23 protein-coding genes are annotated in these 25,361 nt (G+C 38.2%); 11 read left to right on the top strand and 12 right to left on the bottom strand.

Features of this window, described 5'->3' with window-relative positions:
• Window positions 1-36: 36 nt before the first annotated feature.
• Window positions 37-534 (top strand): hypothetical protein, encoded by a 498-nt coding sequence (locus AC04QZ_RS17375; protein WP_478358793.1) that lies wholly within the window; start codon window positions 37-39, stop codon window positions 532-534.
• A 24-nt stretch (window positions 535-558) separates the two neighbouring features.
• Complete coding sequence (locus tag AC04QZ_RS17370; RefSeq protein ID WP_478358792.1) at window positions 559-1,485, top strand: bestrophin family protein; 927 nt, start codon at window positions 559-561, stop codon at window positions 1,483-1,485.
• Between the two features lie 139 nt (window positions 1,486-1,624).
• On the opposite strand, the gene AC04QZ_RS17365 is transcribed toward AC04QZ_RS17370, so the two are convergent.
• The 3 genes from AC04QZ_RS17365 to gyrB all read right to left on the bottom strand — a co-directional run bounded on the left by AC04QZ_RS17365 (window position 1,625) and on the right by gyrB (window position 4,754).
• Window positions 1,625-2,314, bottom strand: coding sequence for a hypothetical protein (locus AC04QZ_RS17365; protein ID WP_478358791.1), 690 nt, complete (start codon window positions 2,312-2,314; stop codon window positions 1,625-1,627).
• The gene (locus AC04QZ_RS17360; RefSeq protein ID WP_478358790.1) at window positions 2,315-2,653 is read right to left on the bottom strand and encodes a PadR family transcriptional regulator; all 339 of its coding nucleotides are present in this window, start codon (window positions 2,651-2,653) and stop codon (window positions 2,315-2,317) included. It abuts the gene before it with no gap.
• A gap of 142 nt (window positions 2,654-2,795) precedes the next feature.
• Window positions 2,796-4,754, bottom strand: coding sequence for a DNA topoisomerase (ATP-hydrolyzing) subunit B (gene gyrB / locus AC04QZ_RS17355; RefSeq protein ID WP_086545171.1), 1,959 nt, complete (start codon window positions 4,752-4,754; stop codon window positions 2,796-2,798).
• Window positions 4,755-5,442: 688 nt separating this feature from the next.
• Here gyrB and AC04QZ_RS17350 point away from each other — a divergent pair.
• Window positions 5,443-6,042, top strand: a complete 600-nt coding sequence (locus AC04QZ_RS17350) for an OmpH/Skp family outer membrane protein (RefSeq protein WP_478358789.1) — start codon at window positions 5,443-5,445, stop codon at window positions 6,040-6,042.
• A gap of 83 nt (window positions 6,043-6,125) precedes the next feature.
• Entirely contained in the window at window positions 6,126-6,602 is a 477-nt protein-coding gene (locus AC04QZ_RS17345) for a nucleoside deaminase (protein WP_478358788.1), read from the top strand.
• Between the two features lie 50 nt (window positions 6,603-6,652).
• On the opposite strand, the gene AC04QZ_RS17340 is transcribed toward AC04QZ_RS17345, so the two are convergent.
• Window positions 6,653-8,578, bottom strand: coding sequence for a TlpA family protein disulfide reductase (locus AC04QZ_RS17340; RefSeq protein ID WP_478358787.1), 1,926 nt, complete (start codon window positions 8,576-8,578; stop codon window positions 6,653-6,655).
• A 107-nt stretch (window positions 8,579-8,685) separates the two neighbouring features.
• Between AC04QZ_RS17340 and AC04QZ_RS17335 the strand changes: the two genes are divergently transcribed.
• The gene (locus AC04QZ_RS17335; protein WP_478358786.1) at window positions 8,686-9,459 is read left to right on the top strand and encodes an EcsC family protein; all 774 of its coding nucleotides are present in this window, start codon (window positions 8,686-8,688) and stop codon (window positions 9,457-9,459) included.
• Between the two features lie 4 nt (window positions 9,460-9,463).
• On the opposite strand, the gene AC04QZ_RS17330 is transcribed toward AC04QZ_RS17335, so the two are convergent.
• Window positions 9,464-9,865, bottom strand: a complete 402-nt coding sequence (locus tag AC04QZ_RS17330) for an RNA-binding S4 domain-containing protein (protein ID WP_478358785.1) — start codon at window positions 9,863-9,865, stop codon at window positions 9,464-9,466.
• A 230-nt stretch (window positions 9,866-10,095) separates the two neighbouring features.
• On the opposite strand from AC04QZ_RS17330, the gene AC04QZ_RS17325 reads away from it, so the two are divergent.
• Together AC04QZ_RS17325 and AC04QZ_RS17320 are read left to right on the top strand one after the other, a co-directional pair.
• Window positions 10,096-10,914 carry a 2,3,4,5-tetrahydropyridine-2,6-dicarboxylate N-succinyltransferase gene (locus tag AC04QZ_RS17325; protein WP_057932460.1) on the top strand — a complete coding sequence of 273 codons (819 nt, stop codon included), beginning with the start codon at window positions 10,096-10,098 and terminating at the stop codon, window positions 10,912-10,914.
• A gap of 79 nt (window positions 10,915-10,993) precedes the next feature.
• Window positions 10,994-12,103 (top strand): glycosyltransferase family 4 protein, encoded by a 1,110-nt coding sequence (locus tag AC04QZ_RS17320; RefSeq protein WP_478358784.1) that lies wholly within the window; start codon window positions 10,994-10,996, stop codon window positions 12,101-12,103.
• Window positions 12,104-12,367: 264 nt separating this feature from the next.
• On the opposite strand, the gene AC04QZ_RS17315 is transcribed toward AC04QZ_RS17320, so the two are convergent.
• The gene (locus AC04QZ_RS17315) at window positions 12,368-12,922 is read right to left on the bottom strand and encodes a DUF4136 domain-containing protein (protein WP_086545164.1); all 555 of its coding nucleotides are present in this window, start codon (window positions 12,920-12,922) and stop codon (window positions 12,368-12,370) included.
• A 309-nt stretch (window positions 12,923-13,231) separates the two neighbouring features.
• Here AC04QZ_RS17315 and AC04QZ_RS17310 point away from each other — a divergent pair, with 309 nt between their 5' ends.
• The 4 genes from AC04QZ_RS17310 to miaA all read left to right on the top strand — a co-directional run bounded on the left by AC04QZ_RS17310 (window position 13,232) and on the right by miaA (window position 17,078).
• A complete protein-coding gene (locus AC04QZ_RS17310; protein WP_086545162.1) occupies window positions 13,232-13,798 on the top strand; it encodes an L-threonylcarbamoyladenylate synthase in 567 nt (188 codons plus the stop codon).
• A gap of 91 nt (window positions 13,799-13,889) precedes the next feature.
• Window positions 13,890-15,344, top strand: a complete 1,455-nt coding sequence (locus tag AC04QZ_RS17305) for a CCA tRNA nucleotidyltransferase (protein WP_478358783.1) — start codon at window positions 13,890-13,892, stop codon at window positions 15,342-15,344.
• Between the two features lie 99 nt (window positions 15,345-15,443).
• Window positions 15,444-16,091, top strand: coding sequence for an IS1096 element passenger TnpR family protein (locus tag AC04QZ_RS17300; protein ID WP_086549250.1), 648 nt, complete (start codon window positions 15,444-15,446; stop codon window positions 16,089-16,091).
• Window positions 16,092-16,163: 72 nt separating this feature from the next.
• Window positions 16,164-17,078 (top strand): tRNA (adenosine(37)-N6)-dimethylallyltransferase MiaA, encoded by a 915-nt coding sequence (miaA, locus tag AC04QZ_RS17295; RefSeq protein WP_478358782.1) that lies wholly within the window; start codon window positions 16,164-16,166, stop codon window positions 17,076-17,078.
• 121 nt (window positions 17,079-17,199) lie between these two features.
• On the opposite strand, the gene AC04QZ_RS17290 is transcribed toward miaA, so the two are convergent.
• The 6 genes from AC04QZ_RS17290 to AC04QZ_RS17265 form a co-directional block, all read right to left on the bottom strand.
• Window positions 17,200-18,501 (bottom strand): G-D-S-L family lipolytic protein, encoded by a 1,302-nt coding sequence (locus AC04QZ_RS17290; protein ID WP_478358781.1) that lies wholly within the window; start codon window positions 18,499-18,501, stop codon window positions 17,200-17,202.
• 11 nt (window positions 18,502-18,512) lie between these two features.
• Window positions 18,513-19,736: an OmpP1/FadL family transporter gene (locus AC04QZ_RS17285; RefSeq protein WP_478358780.1), complete on the bottom strand. Its 1,224-nt coding sequence runs from the start codon at window positions 19,734-19,736 to the stop codon at window positions 18,513-18,515.
• 77 nt (window positions 19,737-19,813) lie between these two features.
• Complete coding sequence (locus AC04QZ_RS17280) at window positions 19,814-20,125, bottom strand: DUF3467 domain-containing protein (RefSeq protein WP_029279713.1); 312 nt, start codon at window positions 20,123-20,125, stop codon at window positions 19,814-19,816.
• A 91-nt stretch (window positions 20,126-20,216) separates the two neighbouring features.
• The gene (locus AC04QZ_RS17275; protein ID WP_478358779.1) at window positions 20,217-22,451 is read right to left on the bottom strand and encodes an alpha-L-fucosidase; all 2,235 of its coding nucleotides are present in this window, start codon (window positions 22,449-22,451) and stop codon (window positions 20,217-20,219) included.
• A gap of 78 nt (window positions 22,452-22,529) precedes the next feature.
• Window positions 22,530-24,569 (bottom strand): family 20 glycosylhydrolase, encoded by a 2,040-nt coding sequence (locus tag AC04QZ_RS17270; RefSeq protein ID WP_478358778.1) that lies wholly within the window; start codon window positions 24,567-24,569, stop codon window positions 22,530-22,532.
• Window positions 24,566-25,354 (bottom strand): glycoside hydrolase family 16 protein, encoded by a 789-nt coding sequence (locus tag AC04QZ_RS17265; RefSeq protein WP_478358777.1) that lies wholly within the window; start codon window positions 25,352-25,354, stop codon window positions 24,566-24,568. The genes AC04QZ_RS17270 and AC04QZ_RS17265 overlap by 4 nt, the downstream gene beginning before the upstream one ends.
• Window positions 25,355-25,361: the final 7 nt, after the last annotated feature.

The following is a 25,361-nucleotide window of genomic DNA, read 5'->3' as shown; positions in this document are numbered from 1 at the left end:
AAATAATTTTTCAATTCATTTAAACAAGATATAGCGATGAAAACAATATTAGTACCAACCGACTTTAAATTAGAAAGCGTTAAAATTATTGATGCGCTTGTTCAACATCAAAAAAACGAAAGCGTAAACATCATTTTTGTTCACGCCTTTAAACTATCCGATTCGATAACTGATATGTTAATGTTAAGTCGCCGCAGCCGTGATTACGAAAATGTTAGCGACGAATTTTATCAGCAAATCAATCAGGCCAAGGCAAAATACCCTAAACAGATCAATACTATCGGGATCGAATATTTTTATGGAAGTACAGTAGCGGCTTTCAAAAACTTTATCGAAGCCTTTGATGTAGAACGTATTGCCTACTTAAAAGAATACAATTTTACGCCGATCAATAAATATAGTATCGACCCTAAAATATTAACAGAACGTGCCGGCTGTGAAGTAATTCAATTAAACACGTTGACCGTTCATGCCAGCGAAAACTTAATTGACACAAAAATACACGAAACACAGTTGCAAGAAGCAAACGCTTAATTATCACATTTTAAAATTTATATTATGCTGTTACGAAATAATATTCCGCTCACTTATATATTCGGAAAGATCAAAAAAGAACTCCTGTTTGTTATTGGCTACTCTATAGGTATTGTGGTATTATATGAAAACTTTCATGTTACACGCATTTCCATTCCTGTTGCTGTACCCGCTTTACTAGGAACAATCATTTCGCTGCTATTGGCATTTCGCTCTAACCAGGCTTACGATAGATGGTGGGAGGCCAGAATTCTTTGGGGAGCTATCGTTAACGATTCCAGAACCCTATCACGTCAGATATTGTCTTTCGTCGAAAATCCTTATGGTTTAGAGGAGGTTGAGCAATTTAAAGAACGTTTCATCAAAAGGCAAATTGCCTGGTGTTATGCTTTAAGTAAATCGTTAAGGGGTTTTAATGCACGCAAAGATTTAGAAGAGTACTTGTGCGCCGAGGAAATCGCTTTTATTAAAAAACGTAAAAATGTAACGACAACGATATTGGAGTTACATGCCATGGACTTAAAAAAGGCATTACAGGAAGGCTGGATTAATAAATACCAGCAGATAGAAATCGACAAAACCATTACGGCTTTATGTAACCATATGGGCGGATCGGAAAGAATAAAAAATACCGTTTTCCCGGTTACTTATAGCAAATATATCAATATGTCGATCCATTTGTTCATCGTGTTATTGCCTTTTGGCTTAATTGAATACTTTGGTTATATGGAAGTACCTCTAGTAGTTGCTATTGCGGCATTCTTTTTATTGGTAGAAAAAATGGCGGTTCATCTTCAGGATCCATTTGAAAATAAACCTACAGACACACCAACGACAACCATCTGTAGAAATATTGAACGCGATCTTTGCCAGATGCTGGATGATAATAAAATATACGAGGACAAACCTCAAACCGAATTGGCACCTGTTGGATCGTATTACATTCTGTAATCAATCCTTGCCTAAAAATAATCTCATCATTGAGATGGTTAGTTAATCAAAATGTATCTGTACTGGATAGTCCAGTTCATTTTGAAAGGTTTATAGTGATACAAAGCCATTCGTAAACGGAATGGCTTTGTTTTTATAATTAACTATATAATAGTTTATATTTCTCCATTAATGACTTAGTTTCCCTTATACCTGCCCTTGCTGTTCTAATAGCAGCATTAAAATAGAGTACAAATAAAATGATAGAAAGTGACACCACTAATTGCTGTACATTAATAGAAAAAATAGTGAGTTCAGACGGTGTGTTATTCACGATAAGATTCGTAAAAATCAAATCAGCTCCTAACAGACTAAGGAAAGAATTTCCAGACTTAAAAGACAGATATTTTTTATAACCAGAAACCTGAATGTTAATGTAGGAAAATATCAAAACTCCAAACACTGAAAGCATCGCCAGAACAAAAAACATATAAAAGTTGTCTTTTGTAAGTAACCCTTCCATTTTGTAAATAGCAAATATGGAGAAACACAGCAGTAACACATATTTATATCCGAAAGCTGAGCAGAAAATCCTCCAAAACAGGCGGCTATATTTTGCACGAATTGAATTGGCTATCCCATTGGCAACGGCACTGAATCCCATTACACCAAATGACTGATGTGTTTCACTTACCGCAGCATCAAAACTAAGCAATGGATTTTCGTCCATTTTATCTTCTACTGATGAGGCCACATGATCTAAAATTTCCATTTGTACATCAACATCTTTAAAGCCTCTCTGTGCTATAAGCGCTTTAATTTGATGCAGTTGTTCTTTACTGAGATTCATTTAGAACGAAGGTTTTAAGTTTAACAATAGCTGTAGCTGGGCAATAAAATCTTTTGCTTCCTTTAATTTATTTAGCACCTCTTTTTCTCCATCTTTAGATAAGGAATAATATTTCCTCACCCTGTTTTCAACCACTTCTGTGGTTGTTTCCAATAAACCTTCTGCTTCCAGTTTATGTAAAGCCGGGTATAAAGCCCCCTCTTTTAACAATAATTCGCCCTGCGTGATGGATTTTACTTTTTGAGTAATTTCATAACCATACATCTTTTCATTTTCTGATAAAAGATTTAAAATAATGGTTTGTAAAGTACCTTTAAATAATTCATTATTAACTGCCATATTGCAAACATATAAATTTTTACATACATAAGAAAATTATGCATGTAAATTTTAAAGTTATAATGTTAAAAAACAAAAAACCCTCTTCAAGATTTAAATGAAGAGGGTTCGTATTTTAAAGTCCCCTTAAAGGGATTAAGGATTAAGCATCAATTTTTGCATACTTGGCATTACGCTCAATAAACTCTCTACGTGGCGCAACTTCATCGCCCATTAACATCGAGAAAGTATGATCGCACTCTGCTGCACTTTCGATTGTAGCCTGTAATAAGGTACGCGTAGCAGGATTCAGTGTAGTATCCCAAAGTTGTTCAGCGTTCATCTCACCCAAACCTTTGTAACGCTGGATGTGTACACTATCTTCTTTACCATTACCTTTAATACGTTGTACAGCAGCATCGCGTTGTACATCATTCCAGCAATATTCGAAATCTTTACCTTTTTTAACCTGGTAAAGCGGTGGTGATGCAATATAAACATAACCGGCTTCGATTAATGCCCTCATATAACGATAGAAGAACGTTAAAATCAACGTGGTAATGTGAGAACCATCAATATCCGCATCCGTCATAATTACGATCTTGTGATAGCGTAATTTAGTCAGGTTTAATGCTTTATCGTCTTCTGGCGTACCGATACTCACACCGATAGCCGTAAACATATTTTTGATCTCGTCGTTCTCGTAGATTTTGTGCTCCATCGCTTTTTCCACGTTCAAGATTTTACCTTTTAGTGGTAAAATGGCCTGAATGTTTCTATCGCGACCTTGTTTAGCGGTACCACCCGCCGAGTCACCCTCTACCAGATAAATTTCACATCTTTCCGGATCACTATCTGAGCAATCGGCTAATTTACCTGGCAAACCAGATCCACCCATTACACTCTTACGCTGCACCATTTCGCGCGCCTTACGCGCTGCTGCACGTGCAGTAGCCGCTAAAATTACCTTGTTGATGATCATTTTAGCTTCTTTCGGATTTTCTTCCAGATAGTAACCCAATGCTTCACCAACTGCAACATCAACCGCTCCCATTACCTCACTGTTACCCAGTTTGGTTTTGGTTTGCCCCTCAAACTGAGGCTCCTGAACCTTTACCGAAACTACTGCGGTTAAACCTTCTCTAAAGTCATCACCGGTAATTTCCATCTTCAGGTTTTTTAATAAACCCGATTTATCGGCATAAGCTTTTAAAGTACGGGTTAAACCTCTGCGGAAACCTGCGATGTGCGTTCCCCCCTCGTGGGTATTAATGTTATTCACATAAGAGTGAACATTTTCTGAATAACTATCGTTGTACTGAAAAGCCAGCTCAACCGGGATGCCGTTCTTAATTCCTTCGATATAAATCGGTTCAGGTAAGAAGGATGCTCTTGTTCCATCTAAAAAGGCAACAAATTCTTTCAAACCACCTTCTGAGTGGAATACTTCTGATAAGAATTTTCCATCCTCTAAAACTTCACGCTCATCAGTTAACGTTAAGGTAATTCCTTTATTCAGGAAAGCCAATTCACGTAAACGACCTGCTAAAGTATCGTATTTATATTCAGTGGTTTGCGTAAAAATGGTCGCATCCGGACTAAAAGTTACAATGGTACCACGCTTATCGGTCTCACCTACTTCTTTAACATCGTATAAAGGTTTACCGATGTTATATTCCTGCATCCATATTTTACCTTCGCGGTGAACTTCGGCTTTTAAATGTGTAGATAAGGCGTTAACGCAACTTACCCCCACACCGTGTAAACCTCCGGATACTTTGTAGGTATCTTTATCAAATTTACCACCCGCGTGTAAAACCGTCATTACGATTTCAAGCGCCGATTTATTCTCTTTTGTATTAATTCCGGTTGGAATACCCCGACCGTTATCTTCAACCCTGATGGAGTTACCTTCTAAAATTCTAACATCGATTGTATCTGCATGACCAGCTAATGCTTCATCAATTGAGTTATCTACAACCTCGTAAACCAAATGGTGTAAACCTTTTACACCCGTATCACCTATATACATTGAAGGGCGCTTACGCACCGCTTCTAAACCTTCTAAAACCTGTATATTATCTGCCGAATAATTTGACTTTAAATCCTGTTCTTCGCTCATATTTTAATTAAAAACAATAAGTATCAAAAATACGGAAATTTTGGCATTTAACCCAATATGTGGATAAGTTTTAGGCTGTGAAAAAGCGATAAAGCTTTCTAACTAAACACTTAAGCATAAAGCCTGTTAAGGATAATTAAAATGTTTTTTTTGAAAATTAAATCGCGTATTCCAAAAAGGGCTGATCTCTCATTTTTTATGTCTCAACTTTACATCTTCTGCCAAACGTTCCTACGGAACGAAAACGCCAATTGTACAATTGGCTACCGATGAAGCGTTCCTACGGAACGGTTTGTGAACTAGAATTTTACCTTTTTCGTTCCGTAGGAACGCCTGATGGGTAGAAAAAAAAATGAAATGTTTTTTCGTTCCGTAGGAACGTTTGGTATGGCAAATTGCTATTGCCACCCTGCAGCCCCAAATAGCCTTACTGTCCGCGCCATTTAAACCCGATGGCAGCGGACATGAAATTAAGCGGACAGCGGGACGAACAACCTTTTGAAATACAGGCTTTGCTTTTCAAATCACCGCTACCAGATGACACGCTTAGCCTTATGCGCTTAGCGTTGAGTAAATTAAACGTTTAACACAAAAACCAATTTGGAGCAACTTGTATTGCGATAGGCCTTTCTTTAAATTGGATATAAAAACTAATTTATATAAGTTTGCTAAAATTTATTAAACAAGAATGGAAAGAAGAACCTTTAAAACCTTTGGTTTACTTGCAACAGCAACTTTGATAACTGCTTTCTCTGCATGCCAGAACAAAGACACTAAAACTACTGAAACTAAAAAAACAGAGGGTACTACTGCCGCAGTTTCTCCAACTGAGAAAATTGTGTACGTAAACTCCGACTCGTTACTTACAAAATATGAATACTTCAAAGATCTTAAAGTGAAATTTGAAGGTAAGACCAAAAATGCTCAGGCAGACATGCAGGCTAAAGGTCAGGCTTTTCAAAGAGAGGTGGCGCAATACCAGCAATCGGCACAAACTTTATCTGCCGATCAACGTAAAAGCACTGAAGAGCGTTTAGCACGTAAACAACAGGAACTACAAACTTACCAACAAAATGCTGGTGGTGCTTTACAGAATGAGCAAGCTGCTGAGAATGAAAAACTTTATGATAAAGTAGCCGATTATTTAAAAGGTTACGCGAAGGAAAAAGGTTATAAAATGGTTTTAACTTACTCAAAAGGTAACAGCGCTATTTTATTTGCCGATGAAAGTTTAGATGTTACTTCTGAAGTAATTAAAGGCTTAAACGCTGAGTATAGCAAAAAATAAGCAAAAAGCGATTAAAATATAGATGCCCCGAATAAATCGGGGCATTTTTTTTGTGCTGTATTTTATAAAAAGATCAAATTAATATGGACAATCAAAATCAGAAATATATGCAGATGGCAATTGAGTTATCTGTACAAAATGTGAGTGAAAGCATTGGCGGACCTTTTGGAGCGGTAGTGGTAAAAGATGGAAAGTTGATTGCCAAATCGGCAAATAAGGTCACTTCTACCAACGACCCTACTGCACATGCGGAAGTTTCGGCCATCAGGCTGGCCTGCACCGAATTAAATACTTTCGATTTAAGTGGCTGCGTAATTTACACCAGTTGCGAGCCGTGCCCCATGTGTTTAGGAGCAATTTATTGGGCAAAAATCGACACCATTTATTATGCTAATACCAAGGCTGACGCCGAACACATTGGTTTTAGTGATAAATTTATTTACGAAGAGTTAGACAAACCCATGGAAAACAGAAGCCTGCCGGTTATCCAGCTGATGCGCGACGAAGCCCTGGCAGCTTTTAAACTGTGGGAAACCTCACCGATGAGGATAGCGTATTAAAACAGAAAAGGTGCCGATACTCAGCACCTTTTCTGTTTTGAAATTATTATTTATTTACTCGATTCTTTTCCTGCCAATAAGCCGATCATGGAATCTATTTCCTTCACCACACCATCATCAGAACCAGAGAAACCTACCGCTTTAAACCTGATATTACCATCTCCATCAATCACAAATTTAGTCGGGATTCCATCCACTTTATAGGCACTTACTACGTCAAACTTCGATGGATCTTTTGCATTTTTGGTATCGTAAAGCACATTAAAATTGTATTTCTTCGCAGCAATAAAGTCAGTCACCACTTTCTCTCTATTTTCTTCCGTTTGCCAGGTATTTACAAACAAGAAAACCACATTTGGATTACTGGCGTATTTGTTCATTGCTTTTTGCATCCCAGGGAAAGAGGATACACAAGGCCCGCACCAGGTGGCCCAATAATCTAAAATCACAATTTTACCTTTCAAACTGGCTAAACTTATGGTTTCGCCTTTCAGGTTAGTTAATGAAAATGCAGGCGCTGGAATATTAATCATTTTTTTTGTCCATTCTGCGCGCTCTTTTTCTAATGCTGCTTTTTCTAAATTGGCAATGTACGTTTCATAAGTTCCACTTTTCTTTAACTTAGTATAAAGCATTTTAAATTCGTTCTTTAACGAATCGTTGCCATTACCTTCTTTAATCAATTTTTCGGCCTCACTGTAAGCTTTATCATCCTGGCCATTCTTAATTAAATAAGTTACATAACGGGAGGATACATCTGGCGGAACATTAGCGTACAAGGGTATGGCTTTTTCCTGCATAGCCAGCGCTTCTTTAAATTTCCCCTGATGATAAAGCAGCAAGCCATAAGTATCAGCATACATACCATAAGCACCGTCTAAATATTTAAGGTATTCTTCTTTAGTGTTATAATACTTTGGCATCTCATCACTTCTAGATGCTTCTATCAGTTCGAGTGATTGTTTTGAAAGTTGAGCGGCCAATTCTACATTTTCTTTTTTCTGAGCAGATGGCCAGGCAAAACTATTGTTGTACAAGCTTGCCCGAGACATTTTATCGGTAACTTTTGCAGCATAAGCCTGAAATTTTTCCAGATCATTAGCTTTTACGGCACTATTGGCTAACATACTATAAATGGAATTCAACCTACCGGCATCTGCTTTTTTGGTTTGATCGAGGTTAAACCTGCTAATCATTTCATCGGCCTTTTGTACTTGTGTGGCAAAATCTTTTGTGCTATAAAGCGTATTCATCCCGTCATTCCAGGCATAATTTCCGGTAGGATATTTTTTAAGCACAATAGCTTTAACTGAATCGGCCTGCACTTTTTTCTTTAATAAGGAGTAAAGGCTAATAACAGTACCCAAATCTTCTTCTTTTGGTTCTTTCAGTTTTGACAGGGTCGAAATATTTTCATTGATCAGCTTTGTACCATTGTCTTTATCTGCTTTGTACTCAAGCGACAGGTATTGATTCAGGTTTTTCTTTTTCAGCTCAGGTTTTAAGGCAAAAGCTTGTTTATACAGTGAAACTGCTTTTTCAGGGTCTATGGTAAGCCCCAAATAGTAATTCCCTGCTAATCCATACAAAAAAGCTTCGTTAAGATAGGCCTCTGCCGGAACTTTTCCCGCTTTAGTAAATTCTAAAACATAACCAGCAGGTGCTTCATCTTTTTGGTCGCCAACCGAAAAAGCAAGTCCAACCACAGTAACACTATCGGGAGTAGAGATTTCTCCTTTATAAATCCCTCCCTCCTTTGTGAGTTCTATTTTGTTACTTTTAGGATTGGTTTTTGAAAAAAAGGTATAACCAGTACACTTCACATCTGCCAGGTTTTCGAGATTGGTTCCCTTTGGGTCGTATGTAAATTTAACTGTACTTCCTGCTGCAGGTTTGGTAGCAGAAAATTTTACTCCTTGTGCATTTGCCACTCCGGCAGCAAATATGAGCAAGCATAACAATTTTAAGGTTTTCATAATGAAAGGATTAAGTTTTTTTAGGTAACTAAATATATAGTTTATTCTTTATTCTTCAAAGCTGTTTTATGTTAAATTTTAAGGAATAATTATTGTAGTAATTAAGGATGACCTACGAACAAAAAATAAGCAGTGAGCTGAATTTCTGGAAGTTTAAAACTTTGCAAAAACCTTCGCTTTTGAATAAAATGACGAATAAAGTGCAGAAAAAAATAAATAGTTATATTCCCGATAAGGTTCACAATGCCATAACTACTGCGATTAAACAGATGGTTAAGGCTGTGCTTTTTGGATCGACATTTACCACCTCGAAGCCGATTACCGATTTAACCCTGATGCACCGCGAAGCATTAATTAAGCAAAAGATAGAAAACTATAAAAAAACAGGTGCTGCCGAAGGCGGAATTACCGGTGCAGGGGGATTTTTAATGAGCCTGGCTGATTTCCCGCTGTTACTGGGCATAAAAATGAAAATGCTTTTTGATATTGCCGCATTTTACGGATACGATGTGAAAGATTACAGAGAACGTTTATACATTTTACACATCTTCCAGCTGGCTTTTTCAAGTAAAGAAGAAAGCCAGAATATTTTCATGAAAATGCAGGATTGGGATGATAAAGCACATCAATTACCGACCAATATTGATGAATTTGACTGGCTTACCTTTCAGCAGCAATACCGTGATTATATTGATTTAGCCAAACTTGCACAGATGCTTCCTTTTGTAGGTGCGGCAGTGGGTGCAGTTGCCAATTATAAACTAATCGATAAACTGGGCAAAACGGCAATGATGAGTTACCGGATGAGGTATTTTAGTCTTCAGTCCATAGTCCTAAGTCATGAGTCGACTGACGACTTAAGACTCAAGACTGGGGACTAACTAACTAATCTTCTTCTTCGAACATACCTCCAATCAGGTCATCCGTTTCCCGTCGGTCTTTTTTAGTTGGGCGGCCAGTACCTCTATCCCGTTTTAGGTTTGGTGCATGAAACATCGATTTAAAAGCATGCGTTTCTTCAACAGGGGTTAAATCTTTATATTTTGTTAAAGCTGTTGGCGAATCTGTTCTGTTATACGAAAGTTCTACCACTTCGATAATTTTCTTTTCGATCCCCTTCGATACCTGATAAACTTCACCCACTTTCACAATTGCCGAAGGTTTAATATTCTGTCCTTTGAGTTTCACCCTACCCGCTTTACAGGCATCAGTAGCCAGGCTCCGGGTTTTAAACAACCTGATTGCCCATAAATATTTATCGATCCTAAGTTTTTCTATCTCTGTCATAAAGTTTCAAAAATACGCAATTTGGTTAACTGTTTAAATTGGTAAATCGGTTAATTGGATAGGACGTATTCCTGCAGTTAACCAGTTTAAACACTTAAACAATTAACCTCTTTATGCACAGTTAACCAGTTTAAGCGATTTAAACAATTAACCCATCAACAAAACAATTTAAACAATTAACCATTTAATAAGCAAAAATTGATTTATTTTGCGTAAAATTTAAAAACATCATGTATTCAGATTTAAAGAAATTAATTGAAGCCGCTTGGGAGGATAGAACCCTTTTAAAATACAGCAACTATTGCGAAGCCATTGAAGCCGTTATTATGGGGCTTGATAAGGGTGAAATCCGTGTTGCTGAGCCAGTTTTAAACTCTTGGGGCATTAATGAATGGGTAAAGAAAGCAGTAATTTTATATTTCCCGATTCGCGAGATGAAAGAAATTAAAAGCGGTCCTTTTGTTTACCACGATAAAATGGATTTAAAAACCGATTATAAAGCAACTGGTGTACGTGTTGTGCCTATGGCAAGTGCGCGTTACGGTGCGTTTTTAGCAAAAGGTGTAATCATGATGCCATCATATGTAAACATCGGCGCATATGTTGATGAAGGTACAATGGTTGATACATGGGCTACTGTAGGTTCTTGTGCACAAATTGGTAAACGCGTTCACTTAAGTGGTGGTGTGGGTATTGGTGGTGTTTTAGAGCCGGTACAAGCTGCTCCGGTTATTATCGAAGATGACGCTTTCTTAGGCTCTAGAGCAATTGTTGTGGAAGGTGTTAAAGTAGAGAGAGAAGCTGTTTTGGGCGCTAACGTAGTATTAACAGCATCAACCAAAATTATTGATGTTACCGGCCCTACCCCGGTAGAGTATAAAGGAATTGTTCCTGCACGTTCGGTTGTTATACCAGGAAGTTATACCAAAAAATTCCCTGCCGGCGAATTTCAGGTGCCTTGCGCTTTAATTATTGGTAAACGTAAAGAAAGTACAGATAAGAAAACTTCGCTTAACGATGCGTTAAGAGAAAATAATGTTGCCGTATAAAATGGATTGAGGCGTAAGGTTTAGGGTGTAAGGTGACATCCCAAACCTTATACCTTATGCCTTTAACCTTATACCTTTAATGAAAATAGGATACGATGGCAAGCGTGCCGCCAATAATTTAACAGGATTAGGTAATTACAGCCGTTCTTTAATTGAGCATCTGGCACATCAGTTTCCTCAACACCAGTACCTGGTTTATGCGCCCAAAGTAAAAGCGGCCAAACAGATCGATACGTTTTTCGAAAATGATAACATCCAGCTTAAACTTCCTAAAAGTGGGCCTTTTTTATGGCGGACTTTAAATATCCTGAAAGATTTAACCCAGGATGACTGTCAGATTTTTCATGGTTTGAGCCACGAAATTCCATTAGCCATACAACATACGCGGATTAAATCAATCGTGACCATTCATGATTTAATTTTCCTTCGTTTCCCGCAATATTATAAATTTATCGACCGGAAATTATACGAGTGGAAAAGCAAATCTGCCTGTAAACGGGCCAATAAGATTATCGCCATCAGCGAAAAAACAAAGGCTGATATCATTGAACTTTACAGCATTAGTCCGGAGAAGATTGAAGTAATTTACCAAAGTTGCGATGACAGCTTTAAAACACCTTTCCCAAAAGAAACATTGAGCCGGATCAGGGCAACCTATAAGCTACCTGAAAAATATATACTGAATGTTGGCACCATTGAAGAACGTAAAAATCTAAAACTGGCTGTGCAGGCCTTAAAAAAGGTTAGAGAAGATTATAAATTGGTGGTGATAGGCAAACAAACGGCTTATTTTAAAACGGTTGAGAAAGAAATAGAAAAACTTGGCCTTAAAAACAGGATTTTATTCCTAAAAAACATCCCCTTTGCCGATTTGCCGGGTATTTATCAAATGGCAAGTGTTTTTGTTTACCCTTCTTTTTACGAAGGTTTTGGCATTCCGATTATCGAAGCGCTATATTCTGGCGTTCCGGTTGTTGCGGCAACAGGCTCATGTCTGGAAGAAGCTGGCGGACCAGATAGTTTGTACATCTCACCAAACGATGCCAATGCTTTAGCCACAGCAATCAATCAGATTGTCGAAAACCCTTCACTCCAAAAAGAGATGAAAGAAAAAGGGCTGGAGTTTGTTCAAAAATTCAATAGTCCTGTGGTTACAAAGCAATTAATGGATTGCTATTTAGCGCTTTAATTATTTCTACGATTATACCGCAGCAGCCTTCCTAATCTAAACCTGACATTCGCGGAAAGCCCGGAACGAGGCACGAGTGAGGACTTGCAGCATTGGCAGGGCTAAGCACTAATAGTAGCAATGCCCCTTCTTTTCAAAATAAAATCCTATGTCTCAAAAAAGCAAAAGAAAAAGGGCTGGAATTTGTTTAAAAATTCTACAGCCCTTTCGCTATTCAGCAACTAATAAATTGCTATTCAGATTTTTATCATGTAAACCCTAAAATTATTTAGCTGCCGTAACTGTTGGCGGATATTGTGCCAATATTTCTTTTACGCCTGTATACAAACGTTCTTCTCTTTTGTTAAAGCTATCCAGGTTAAAACCAGATCCTTGCCCGTGCCAGAATAAAATCTTTTTAGCAGGATCTAGGAAATCGATAATAATGGTGCCTTCAATATATTGGTTCACGTAGGTACCGCCACCCCAGAAAGGATTTCCCCAGCCGCCGCGCCAGCCCCAACCCCAGCCACCATAGTAACCAGGACCATAAACATCAGTTTTTTCACGGGCAACCACAACCAAATTCACTAACATATCTGGTTTTTCAGATTTAGTAAATCCTTTGGCATTCATTTCTGATTCAACCGCAGCCAATAAACGGCGTTTATCCAGGTTATTTAGCTTAACCCTTGCTATGCCTTTATCATAAAAATTGTAAGTTTTGTAACCGCTTAAATCAACATTTTTGTCATAGTCTGAAGCGGTGCGGAGTGTTGTACATCCTGCTAATGCCAATACCACTGTAAAAAGCATTAATAATTTTTGTGTCGTTCTCATTTGTGCGTTGTTCTTTAAATAACCTGATCTAAATATAACGATTTTGACAATTAAAAAGGAAAATCATTTATATTTTTTACAATCAGATTGTTATATTAAAAACAGCTAGTAATTAATTAAGTTTGGATGCTATATACCTCTAACTAAATATTTTACAATTAGATTAGATCTGTCTGTGGTACATAATGATCAAATCGCATTTACTGGAAGGCAGGAGCTAAAATCCTTAAAGTTTTTGATCAAAAAAACGGGTGAAGTTTTCCGCGATCACTATCCTTGTAAACTTCGTAAATAAATTAACTTTGCAACATGTTAAGAGACGAGATTAATAAAGCTTTTGAAGTATTAAAATCAGGAGGCGTTATTCTATATCCAACGGATACCATTTGGGGATTAGGCTGCGATGCAAGCAATCCCGAGGCAGTAGATAAATTACTGAAGATCAAAAACCGCCCTGCTGAAAAGAGTTTAATCGTATTATTGGATGTAGACAGCAAACTGCAAAGTTATGTAGCCGAAATTCCTGATGTGGCTTATGATTTAATCGAATATGCAGAAAATCCCTTAACCATTATTTTCTCAGGGGCCAAAAACTTAGCGCCAAACGTAATCAATGCGGATGGAAGTGTGGGTATCAGAATTGTTAAACACGATTTTTGCACACCATTAATTCAACGCTTTAGAAAACCCATTGTTTCTACTTCTGCAAATTTAAGCGGACAGCCTTCGCCAAAATTCTTTGACGATATCGATGCTGAAATTATCGATGCTGTTGATTATGTAGTTGATTTCGAACAAGAAAACCGAACCAGCAGAAAGCCTTCAACCATTATGAAACTTTCTCCAGGCGGACAATTTGAGTTTATTAGGAAGTAAGTCCCCAACCCCTAAATGGGCTTTGAATCGCTGATAGTGTTTACCGACCAAATGTTTTGCTTAATTTTGAACAAATGAATTACCCTTATATATGCAGTCTGAATTAAATGAAGGGAACTCCAAGTCCCCTTCAGGGGATTTAGGGGGTCACCTACAAAACCCCATATTTAAAACCTTATCCTCAATAGCCGATAAGCACAATACCGAAGCTTATGTTATTGGAGGCTTTGTTCGTGATTTATTTTTAGATCGCCCTTCAAAAGATATTGATGTGGTGGTTGTGGGTAGTGGAATAACCTATGCAGAAGCGGTAGGCCGGAAACTGAACACTAAAGTTGCTGTTTTTAAAAATTTTGGCACTGCAAATATTAAATATCAGGATTTAGAAGTCGAATTTGTAGGCGCAAGGAAAGAATCGTATCGTTCAGATTCGCGTAAGCCAGTTGTTGAAGATGGCAGCTTAGAAGATGACCAGTTGCGCAGGGATTTCACCATTAATGCTTTAGCCATTAATTTAAACGCTGATCATTTTGGCGAACTGTTAGATCCTTTTGACGGGATTAAAGATTTAGAAAATAAGCTCATCCGTACCCCGCTGGATCCTGAAATTACTTTTTCTGATGATCCGCTGCGTATGATGAGGGCAATCCGCTTTGCTTCGCAGCTAAATTTCAACATTGATCCGGCTGCTCTAAATGCCATTAAAACGCAAAAACAGCGCATCAGTATCGTTTCAAAAGAGCGGATTACCGATGAGATGAATAAAATCATCCTCTCTAAAAAACCTTCAGTGGGCTTTAAACACCTTTTTGATACCGGCTTGTTGCAGCTCATTTTTCCTCAAATGGCACAGCTTTATGGTGTAGAGATTATTAAAGGAAAAGCACATAAAGATAATTTTTACCACACGCTGGAAGTATTGGATAACATCTGTGCAGATACCGATGACTTGTGGTTACGCTGGGCCGCCATTTTACACGATATTGCCAAACCTGCTACCAAACGTTTTGAAGAAGGCCACGGCTGGACTTTCCACGGTCATGAAGATAGAGGAGCCAGAATGGTTCCGAAAATATTTGCACAGCTCAAACTGCCTTTAAACGAAAAGATGAAGTATGTACAAAAATTGGTGCAGCTTCATTTACGGCCGATTGTTCTGGCGCAGGAAACTGTTACAGATTCTGCCGTAAGGCGATTACTTTTTGATGCCGGGGAAGAAATTGAAAGTTTGATGTTGCTTTGCAATGCCGATGTAACCACTAAAAACGAATACAAAAAAACGAAATACAGAAACAATTTTGAGCTGGTTAAACAAAAGCTTAAGGATGTAGAAGAACGTGATAAAATTAGAAACTGGCAGCCCCCTATTTCAGGAAATGATATCATGGAAACTTTCGGTCTTGACGCCGGGAAAGAAGTTGGACTAATTAAAAATGCGATCCGCGAAGCTATATTAGAGGGCGAGATTACAAACGACTATCAGGAAGCATTTAATTTTATGCTAAATCAGGCAAAACAAATGGGATTAAATCCTGTTAATAAATAATTTAATTGCTGAAACACTACAATCGGGATGTCTTTTATGGCACCTGATATTTGTGGTAATTATAAATTAACTTTATTTTTACGGTTCCAAAACACTATAATGGCTATTTATAAATTTAGAATTACTTTCGAAGATTTTGATGATGTTGTGAGAGAGATCGACATTAAATCAAACCAAACATTTGAAGACCTGCATAAGGCTATTCACAGATCTACGGGTTATAATGCCGAAAAATCTTCCTCTTTTTATGTAAGCACCGATAATTGGTTAAAAGGTGATGAAATTGCCTATTTACCAAGCGAACGTAAAAAAGACCGTGTAGTTTTAATGGAGAATTCTAAACTGAGTGGTTTTATTGAAGATCCACATCAAAAGTTTTACTACATCTATAATTTCGATCGCCCTTACGATTTTCATGTAGAGCTGGTAAAAATAATTTTAGATGCCGATCCAAATATCGAATATCCGTTTTTAGCGAAAAGCAGTGGCGAGGCCCCAAAAATAATGGAGCAAAACAGTCCACAGGCTGTTGATCCAAGAGGCGCAGTGGCATCGGCAAGTGAATTTGATTTCTTAAATGAAATGAACTTTGTACCGGAAGATACCGACGAATTGGAGGCTATGGGCGAAATGGGCATCAATACCGAAGAGCGGGACGAAGATGAAGAAAGCGAAGAAGACGAATTCGGCGACGAATTTTCGGATAGCGATAACTTCGAAGATGATAGCCATAAAGACGATTATTAATTAGCAACAAAATAATAAGTACAAGAAGCTGCCAAATATTTAAATTTGGCAGCTTTTATTTTATACAGCCCTATGCGTCACCCAAAAACCTTAATATCCATTGTTGGCCCTACTGCAATTGGCAAAACAGCCCTGGCTATTCAACTGGCTCAACATTTTGGCACAGAAATTATTTCTGCCGATTCCCGTCAGTTTTTTAAGGAAATGGAAATCGGAACGGCAAAACCAGATATTACCGAATTAGCTGCAGCAAAACATCACTTCATTAATTCTCATTCGGTTTCCCAACTGTTCAGCACAGGTGATTTTGAAGTAGAAGGTTTAAAAACGATCGATCAAATTTTTAAAGCCCACAACCTGGCCATTATGGTTGGCGGTTCGGGTTTATATGTAAATGCCTTAATTAATGGTTTGGATGAGATGCCTGATATTGATTTAGCAATACGTGAAAGGCTGAATAAACAATTTGAAGAAGAAGGATTATCCAGTATCCAAAACCAGCTGGCCAAATTAGATCCCGAATACTTCGCAAAGGTAGATCAACAGAATCCGCAAAGAATGATCAGGGGTTTGGAGGTATTTTTATCAACAGGTCAAAAACTTTCGTCAATGCTTTCGGCTACCAAAAAAGAAAGACCGTTTAATATCATCAAAATCGGGTTAAATACCGATCGTGCTGTTCTATACGACCGAATTAACCGCAGGGTTGATAAAATGATTGCGGATGGTTTAGTAGATGAAGTAAAATCGCTAATACCTTTTAAAAAATACAATGCCTTAAACACCGTAGGTTATAGTGAACTTTTCGATTACCTGGATGGGCTATCACGCCTTGATGATGCAATAAGTTCGATCAAACAAAATACACGTCGCTTTGCTAAACGCCAACTGACCTGGTTTAGAAGAGATGAAGAGATTAATTGGTTTGAGCCCAATCAAAGCGCAGAAATTATAAACTTTATAGAAGATAAAATAACAGCAAAATAAAAAGAGGTTGTATCATAAATGCGATTTCACTTTAGATGCTGTCATCATGAGTTTCCCGAAGAATCGGGATGACAATTCTATATTTATGATACAACCTCCGCTTATGCCATTAAAAATCTTATTATTTATCCGGGAACTTTACACCTCTATACTGTGTAATATCAACTGTTGGAATGGTAGAACCATATTTAGCATTAATGGCATCAATAAATACATTCGCAATTACTGCATTTCCACGTGGGGTTAAGTGAATACCATCTAAAGAGAATGCACCACCTGTAATAAATGCAGCATTAATACCAACACCCTGAACGTTAATACCCGTTTTTACCTGATTAAAATAAGTATAGGTATCAGCGATAGCCAAACCTTTGCTTGTAGCTAAAGATTTAATCGTACTGTTGTAGCTATTTACATAATCTTTTACTTTAACTACCTCATCTTTATCCAGTACCCATTTATTTTCGATTGGATTTAAGGGATGTAAACCATAAGGAATACCGGCAGCATTTGGTTTTCCAAATATGCCTTCTGATTGAAATGGCAAACGGATTAAATCTTCAGCAGTTGCAGGTCTTACCGCGCCTGCTCCGGTTTGGATGTAAATTGCCGCTGCCGCTGGATTAATTGCCTTAGCGGCATTTAACAAAGCTGCCACAGTAACCGTATTAAAATAAGGAATTGCCGTTACATCAGGAATAGTACCTACTATACCTTTTTGACCACCTGCGGTTAAAACATTTAAAAAGTTAGCATATAAAGATGAAAAAGTAACCTTATCTGTTAAAGCTGTTGTAGGATCAGTCGATACGGTAACCGCACCGTTTAAGGCATAACCCAATACATCATTATTTCCTAACCAAAGGGAGAAAAAAGTATGGTTTCGGCCTTGGATAAACTGAAAATAATTGGTTTTACCTACCTGAGCATCTGTTAACAAACGTTCGAAATATGGGTTTGCAGCACTGAAAGAAAATGTTGGATCGAAAGCCAGATCAACACGCATGCCCGGTATACCTAAGTTTTGAATTTCACCGTTGTATTTGTCTAAATGCTTCGCTGCATCCCGATAAGCCAGTTTATCAACTACCGGCGTTAGCGTTGGTGTTCCGTTAACCAATGCGGTTAAAGAAATATAACCTGAGCCGTTTAAATGTTCTTCACTAAAAAACGGCGAAGTGAAAGCACCACCACCAACAGTAGCCATTTTGGCCGCCAATAAATTAGGATAGGCCACTTTCTGTCCTTCTAAATATAAACCTCCATCGGCAAAGCCAGAGGTTAAGGAATTACCTACTGCAATATATTTGCTAAAATTAGCTTGTCCGGCGGTTGATCCTGCAGGAGTTTCTATTTCTGGTTTACAAGCTGCTGCAAAAAGGATGATAGCAGCAACGAAACTATTCAATATGTATCTTTTCATTTGTAATTCTCCTACCATTTATAAGTTAACGAAATACCTGGTGCATAAACCAAAGTTTTAAAGGTACCATCCAGGCCCGTTTCGATATTCTTTTGTTTACGCGATTTAACATCTTCAAAAAAGAACGATGCATTAACTTCGAAATGGCGGGTAGGTGTATAACCTAAACCAGCACTTAAAATATAACGGTCGGCATCAGGCGCTTCGGGGGTTACGTATCCATCCTGTACCGGAGAAAAGGCATAACCAACACCTGCCCTTAATGCTAATTTCTCTGATGCCTGGTGGTTAATACCTAATTTAAACGAAGAACCATCACGATAATTGCGTGCCGATTTTGTATCAACAAGCGCAGGTGTATTGGTTGCATAATCAAAAGATAAATCCTGATAAATATGCCATTGTACCCAGCTTGCATCAAATGCTAAAACGGTGCTTTTTGACAAGGGAATACCTACCCCTAAACTGGTGGTTGCTGGTAAAGGCAATTCGGCATTAAATGTATTTCCAGCCGGGAAAGATCCTTCTAATGATTTTGGGACTTCAAATTCTGCTGAGCCACCATCAAGTTTTGTAATGACCTTCGATTTGTGTACCAGCGCAAAAGAGATGTTGCTTAATGTTTTAATGTATAAACCCGCATTCCATCCATAACCTGTTCCGGTACCATCTAAGGTTGCTTTTCCCGAACGACCGTCAGGAAAATTTACAGGAATAGCCCTTTGAAGATTTACATCGCCATGGTTATAAACGAAACCTGCCCCTATCCCAATACGATCGGTAATTTTGACACTTAAAGTTGGTTGAAAATAGATTGCTTTTAAATTTAGTGAGGTTAAAGCATACTTACCAGACCAATTATCGCCCCAATCTACCAAACCGCCGAAAGGTGTATACACACCTAAGCCTACTTTCCATTTATTCGATTTCGGACCCCAAACTGCATAAAATTCGAAAGGCGGCGCAATTTTGTTCTTCACATCTTCTGTAACGTTCGAACCTGCTTGTTTAAATGCCGACTTAAATAATAATGGGTTTACACCTGCTGAAACGGAGTTTTTCTCTAAGAAAGTTACTGCACCTGGATTGTAAAATACGGAAGCCTCATCTAAAGCCAATGCAGAACCTGCACCTGCCATACCAATTTGTTTCTGTCCTTGTAAATTAACCTGGAAACCCTGCCCCAAAACCCAAAGTGGGGCAGAAAGTAATGCGCTCAATAAAATTTTTCTCATCTATATATGGTTAAATAACAAATATATACTATGCTAACATAGCAAACAAACATTTGTTTGTAAGATTTTGAGTACGCTTACGCTTGAGCGGTTGGCCCGCCGAAGCCCATCGGAAAAGGTGGTTCTTCCTGAGTTTTAATACGTCCGTTTACGGCTTCGAATTTCTGAATGTTATCTTCCAATGCCGATAATAAACGTTTTGCATGTTCCGGAGTTAAGATAATCCTTGATTTCACTTTAGCCTTTGGAATCCCCGGCATTACGCGGATAAAATCCAATACGAACTCGGTATTAGAGTGTGTAATGATGGCTAAGTTTGAAAAAATTCCTTCAGCGATTTCTTCTGATAACTCTATGTTTAATTGATTCTCGTTTTGTTGTTCTTCCATAATAGCTCAAAAATAAAAAATTCCGCTGCTTAATAGCGGAATTTAAAACATAATGTTTGAAATAAAATTAATTCACTGGCGCTATAAAATATTATTTTTCTAAAAAATCTAATTCTGCTATAGCCAATGTTTTTTTATTGCCTGCAATCGCTGTTGCTTTTACCTGTATGTATTTTGCTGAAATTGCTTTTTTGAAATAATGCGTGCGCGGGGTTGGATCATTAATTAAATTACCAAACCCGAAGCTCTCGGCATCTTGCCAGGTTTTACCATCGTTACTGATTTGTAAAACGCCCTTCTCTAGCATTCCATCAGCATAATCAGTTGGTGGCGTATAAATAAATCCCGTTAATTCACGGACATTACCTAAATCTATTGCTATTTGGTGCTGATCATTGCTTTCGTTCGCTAACCAAGAGGTTTGTTTTTTACCATCAAATGCCATTGCAGCAGCGTGCTTAGCACCTTCGCTATCACTACTTAACAATTTCCAATCTTTTTTCACTATACCAAATGTTTCAGTGGCTACAGGCCCTTTTTCTTTATTGGTTATGGCTATTGCTTTTACTTCGCCTTTTGCAATTTGAATCGGACCAGTATATTTTTTAGCACTGGCATTAGGCACAGTTCCGTTTGTGGTGTAGTAAATTTCGATGCCTTTGTTAAGGTTAGCGGTAGCATTTTCTCCGTGCGGCTTCCACCCAAATACGTGGGTTTTCGGTGAAATGGTGGTTAAACCATTTATATCTCTGCTAAACTGCAATTGTGGCGGACGTGTACGGTAATAATGTGCCGATATGGTCGCTATTGCAGGTTCAGCTCTTGATGACAGAACAGTTAACCTAAACCTGGAAGAAGTGATTTCAGGGAAACGTAAAATACGTTTATAACCAATATTTGTTGCCGCAGCAATTTTTTGCCACTTATTCCCGATCCAGGCCTCCAGCTGGTGTTCGATTACACGCTCGCTATGGTTTGCAATATCCTCTTGTATTGCAATTCTATTGATGGTAACCGGCTTAACGGTTGTTATTTCAATGCTGTTTTGCTTATTGTTAAGTAAAACATAAGTGTTCATATCGTTATCCAGTACTTGTTTTGCACCTTTTGCACCGGCAAATAAATTTTTGCCATAGGTTTCGGTGATGCGCTTACCAACCTCGTTCAGCACACTTACATCTTCATCTGAGAATTTACCACTTCTATTTGGGGGGATATTGAGCAAAAAGGTCGAATTTCCACCTGCAGAGCGTTCGTAAATATCAAAAACATCATCCGAACTACGTACTTTTTGTTTCTCATCGTCACGGTAAAACCAGCCTTCTCTTATGGATGTATTGGTTTCGGCTTGTTGATAGTGCAGGTATTTAGCTTTATAAAGTTCGTTATTGCTACCTAAATCCTTATCTGTCATATCAGGAAAATGTGTCGCCGTATCCGGGTTTTCACTATAAGGAATTACGTTCCATTCGGTTTCGCGGGTTCCACCAGCTTCATTGCCACACCAACGGATGTCTTCTCTACCAAAAATCACCGCTTTTGGTGCTAAAGTATGGATCAGTGTTTTCCAGGCCGGATAGTTATATTTCTGTCCGCCTTTAGTTTTAGGATGTGCACCATCAAACCACACTTCATCAATTGGTCCGTATTCGGTTAAAACTTCAAATAATTGGTTTAGAAAATATTCGTTGTAATCGTCAACCTCGAATTTAAATTTAGTTGGGTTAGCGAACGGGCGTCCTGCTGTTTCGCGTGGAATGGTTCGCGTAGTTATTTTACTCAAATTGCCATACAATCCTTCAGGATTTTCGATTTGATATAAATCTGCCGGAGATAAATAAATACCTAGTTTAAGTCCGTATTTTTTGCAAGATGCAGAAAGATTTTTTAGAATATCTCCTTTCCCGTCTTCGAAACCTGTTGACATGATACCGTGTTTGGTGTAACGGCTTTGCCAAAGTACAAAACCATCATGATGTTTTACGGTAATGATCACCATTTTCATCCCTGCCGATTTCATCGCCTGGCACCATTGATCGGTATGCAGTTCTTTTAAATCAAAAACTTTAGGGTCTTCTTTGCCATTTCCCCACTCCATTCTGGTAAAAGAGTTTGGCCCAAAATGAATAAATGCAATAAACTCGTTTTTTAATGCGCTTAATTGATTAGCGGTTGGCACCACATGACTTGCCTTTGCAATAATGCTGGCTTTACTTTCTCCCGGCGTAATGGCTATGGTATGCTGTGGTTTTAATTTATCGCTTTGAGCTAAAGCATTGGCCATGAATAACGCCACTAAGGTTGAGGTAACAATTAATTTTTTCATTAAATTATTTTGTAATAAAATTAGCATTTGGTTAAGATTGAAGTATAACTTATGTTAACAGTGTTTGAATCTATATTATCATTTTCGCTCCGCTTTTAGCGCGACAGCCGGATCACTAATCCATTTCCCATCTTTCTGTTTAACAGGAATAAAGGCGAACATCCAGTTCTGCCCGGTTATGGGTTTGGGCACTTTTATCAACAGTTTATTCCACCCTTTTTTAAGCTTGATGGCTGCAGGTTTACGCGACCAGAAAAATTCTTCATCAGTATATGGAATTTCATTGGCTGGTGTAAACCAAGTTGGTTTAAGGTTTTGGTTTGCACCCGGATTTTGCCAAACCGGCCCTTTTAGTTCCGTATTGTCGATGTAAATTTCGCCACCATTGGCATCCCATTTTCCATTTTGTGGTATGCCTGCGCTATGCCGGTTAGAACGTGCAGGGGTTTCAAAACCAATTAAAGCATTGATCGTTTGGTCTGCTTTACAAAAAATGTATGAAGTAAAATCAACTTGTTTTAAACTATCAATCGGCTGATCGGGCATTAATGATTGATTAATTCTGATCACACTACCAGCAACTTTTTGAAACACTTGTTTTGCTTCCCCAGCCTTGTTTTTCGGATAAACCTTGCTTAACAGCCATTCTGTTTGGGAAGTATTAAAGTATGGAAATGCCAGCTGACTAAAAAAACGGCCCTGATGAGCTGTTAACCGTTTTTCAAATTCTCCGAAGTATTGATTGGCCAGGGTATTTTTTAAAGGTAAAACATTAAGGTATTCGGGCTTAGCTTCAGCTCGCCCACACCAAACGGCTTCACTGTATGCCAATGCACCCGGCCAAACCGGATTGTGCAGAAAAATTTTCTGCTTATCTGCTACCCTGGTATCTGGCCAGCAACATAAAATACCGCCTAAAGCATATTGATCTCCCTGAGCTTTGTTGCAAACCTGTTGGAAAAAGTAACGCTGAATTAAAGTAACAGCATCAAATAAATTTAAATAACCACCATACGAATCGATAATGGGATTAGTGTTATTGTTGGCTACTTCGCCTGTTGCTTCTTCCCGCCAAAGCTGCTGTATGCTTCCTGCTGCTGGTGGCAAGCCCGGATTCCACACCATTACCTTGCGTCCGTTAGCCAAAACCCTTTTGCTCATCCTATCGATAAATGCCACAGGATTGGGAATATGAACCTCATCAGAGCCAATATGTATAATCGGGCAATCGCCGGATGGGATTTCTTTGCAAAATTCGTCAATTAACTTTTCTAAAGTCTGCATCCCCTGCTCACTTTCCATCTTAAAGCCAAATACACGCTCGAAGTAAGCACTATGTCCAGGCATATCTAATTCGGGGATAATGGTGATAGCCCTTTCTTTGGCAAAGCGGATCAATTCTCTAATATCATCAAAGCTATAACTACTATCCGGATCGCGGTTAGTCTGCCTAAATCTGGCTTCATTAAGCTGAGGGAAAATTTTACTTTCCATACGCCAGGCCGGATTATCGGTTAAATGCCACTGAAAGGTATTGTATTTATAATGAGAAAGTATATCCAGTTGTTCTTTTAACATAGCAATACTTTGAAAATTACGCCCATTATCGTGCATAAATCCCCTAACAGCGAAAGCTGGCCAATCACTAATCTCGCAAAAAGGTAATGAGCTGAACCCGTTTTCTTTCTGCATTAACTGCCTCAAAGTCTGGATACCGTAATACAAACCATTAATGTCTGCCGCGCTAATGTCAATTCCTTTTTGAGAAACGGAAAGCTGATAACCTTCTTTTTTAAGGTTTGGTATTTTTACGATTGCTAAATTTACCTGAGTTTTATTTTTGCCAGAACTGGCTGAAATCGTAAGACCATTATCCACCATTAAGCTTTTTAAAGCAGGTAGAATAGCAGTTGCCGCATTTGATTTGACTACAATTTGCTTAACTATCAATTTACCAGGCAGCCATTGTACTTTCTGTGGAAATGGTATAAGTGCAACAGGTGCACGGTTTAATTCTTCAAGAGAATGGTTACTTGTCCAATTGCCTCCTTTGGTTTGTGCACTTAGATTAAAATAGATGCCTATAATAAGAATACAAAACAGAAGCCTCTTTATCATTTTGCATCGTTTTTAAATTGATGAAATTTCACCCAGTCAATTTCCATTTCTACCGGCAAATCGGCATCTTTTATCTTACCAACCCAGCTACCTCCCAGCTGCATATCGATAAGCAGATAATGTTTGCTTTGATTAAACGGAAACTGTCCTTCTTTAGTGGTCGCTATTTTTGGATAGGTAAAAGCCTTTTTGTTATTCACGAAGAATACTAAACTGTCTGGATACTTTTCTACAGCATAAGTATTAAATTTTTTGGGATCAATCTTAGCTGTTCCTCCTGATTTTGGTTTATCCTTTATTTTAAGGGTAAGCGTATAATAAGTGTGAATGGTTTGATAAGCAATGGAATCAAAATTTAATCTTTCCATAATATCAATTTCGCCACCATCAGGCCATTTACTGTTTTCGGCCAGCATCCAAAAAGCAGGCCAGGCACCCTGGGCACCATTTAGTTTGGCTTTAATCTCTAAACGACCAAAACCAAAAGCCATTTTATCTTTGGTATAAATACCACCGGTTAAGTAGCGTGAAGTATCTTTCGAAAAATCATTATTTTTTATTCCACGGAGTATCATTTTACCGTCCCGAAGCGCATAACAATTTTCATCATCGCTCATGTGCCTGTTCCAATCGGCACCACCTCGAGGTATTTTAGACCATTTTTTTTGGTCGAAACTACTTTTCTGGTTAAAATCTTCCCTCCAGGTTGCTTTCTGGTTATAGGTTCTATTTACCGAACAGGAATAAAGTAAAACCATTAATAATGAAAGTGATACAAGCTTCATAAACCGA

Source organism: Pedobacter folensis, assembly GCF_056490665.1.
The sequence above is the reverse complement of the archived record's forward strand: the minus strand, read 5'-3'. Positions and strand labels throughout refer to the sequence as shown.

Coding starts and splice junctions, on each gene's coding strand:
- AC04QZ_RS17375 (WP_478358793.1), top strand. CDS start 37: ATGAAAACAATATTAGTACCAACCGACTTTAAATTAGAAAGCGTTAAA.
- AC04QZ_RS17370 (WP_478358792.1), top strand. CDS start 559: ATGCTGTTACGAAATAATATTCCGCTCACTTATATATTCGGAAAGATC.
- AC04QZ_RS17365 (WP_478358791.1), bottom strand. CDS start 2,314: ATGAATCTCAGTAAAGAACAACTGCATCAAATTAAAGCGCTTATAGCA.
- AC04QZ_RS17360 (WP_478358790.1), bottom strand. CDS start 2,653: ATGGCAGTTAATAATGAATTATTTAAAGGTACTTTACAAACCATTATT.
- gyrB (WP_086545171.1), bottom strand. CDS start 4,754: ATGAGCGAAGAACAGGATTTAAAGTCAAATTATTCGGCAGATAATATA.
- AC04QZ_RS17350 (WP_478358789.1), top strand. CDS start 5,443: ATGGAAAGAAGAACCTTTAAAACCTTTGGTTTACTTGCAACAGCAACT.
- AC04QZ_RS17345 (WP_478358788.1), top strand. CDS start 6,126: ATGGACAATCAAAATCAGAAATATATGCAGATGGCAATTGAGTTATCT.
- AC04QZ_RS17340 (WP_478358787.1), bottom strand. CDS start 8,578: ATGAAAACCTTAAAATTGTTATGCTTGCTCATATTTGCTGCCGGAGTG.
- AC04QZ_RS17335 (WP_478358786.1), top strand. CDS start 8,686: ATGACCTACGAACAAAAAATAAGCAGTGAGCTGAATTTCTGGAAGTTT.
- AC04QZ_RS17330 (WP_478358785.1), bottom strand. CDS start 9,865: ATGACAGAGATAGAAAAACTTAGGATCGATAAATATTTATGGGCAATC.
- AC04QZ_RS17325 (WP_057932460.1), top strand. CDS start 10,096: ATGTATTCAGATTTAAAGAAATTAATTGAAGCCGCTTGGGAGGATAGA.
- AC04QZ_RS17320 (WP_478358784.1), top strand. CDS start 10,994: ATGAAAATAGGATACGATGGCAAGCGTGCCGCCAATAATTTAACAGGA.
- AC04QZ_RS17315 (WP_086545164.1), bottom strand. CDS start 12,922: ATGAGAACGACACAAAAATTATTAATGCTTTTTACAGTGGTATTGGCA.
- AC04QZ_RS17310 (WP_086545162.1), top strand. CDS start 13,232: ATGTTAAGAGACGAGATTAATAAAGCTTTTGAAGTATTAAAATCAGGA.
- AC04QZ_RS17305 (WP_478358783.1), top strand. CDS start 13,890: ATGCAGTCTGAATTAAATGAAGGGAACTCCAAGTCCCCTTCAGGGGAT.
- AC04QZ_RS17300 (WP_086549250.1), top strand. CDS start 15,444: ATGGCTATTTATAAATTTAGAATTACTTTCGAAGATTTTGATGATGTT.
- miaA (WP_478358782.1), top strand. CDS start 16,164: ATGCGTCACCCAAAAACCTTAATATCCATTGTTGGCCCTACTGCAATT.
- AC04QZ_RS17290 (WP_478358781.1), bottom strand. CDS start 18,501: ATGAAAAGATACATATTGAATAGTTTCGTTGCTGCTATCATCCTTTTT.
- AC04QZ_RS17285 (WP_478358780.1), bottom strand. CDS start 19,736: ATGAGAAAAATTTTATTGAGCGCATTACTTTCTGCCCCACTTTGGGTT.
- AC04QZ_RS17280 (WP_029279713.1), bottom strand. CDS start 20,125: ATGGAAGAACAACAAAACGAGAATCAATTAAACATAGAGTTATCAGAA.
- AC04QZ_RS17275 (WP_478358779.1), bottom strand. CDS start 22,451: ATGAAAAAATTAATTGTTACCTCAACCTTAGTGGCGTTATTCATGGCC.
- AC04QZ_RS17270 (WP_478358778.1), bottom strand. CDS start 24,569: ATGATAAAGAGGCTTCTGTTTTGTATTCTTATTATAGGCATCTATTTT.
- AC04QZ_RS17265 (WP_478358777.1), bottom strand. CDS start 25,354: ATGAAGCTTGTATCACTTTCATTATTAATGGTTTTACTTTATTCCTGT.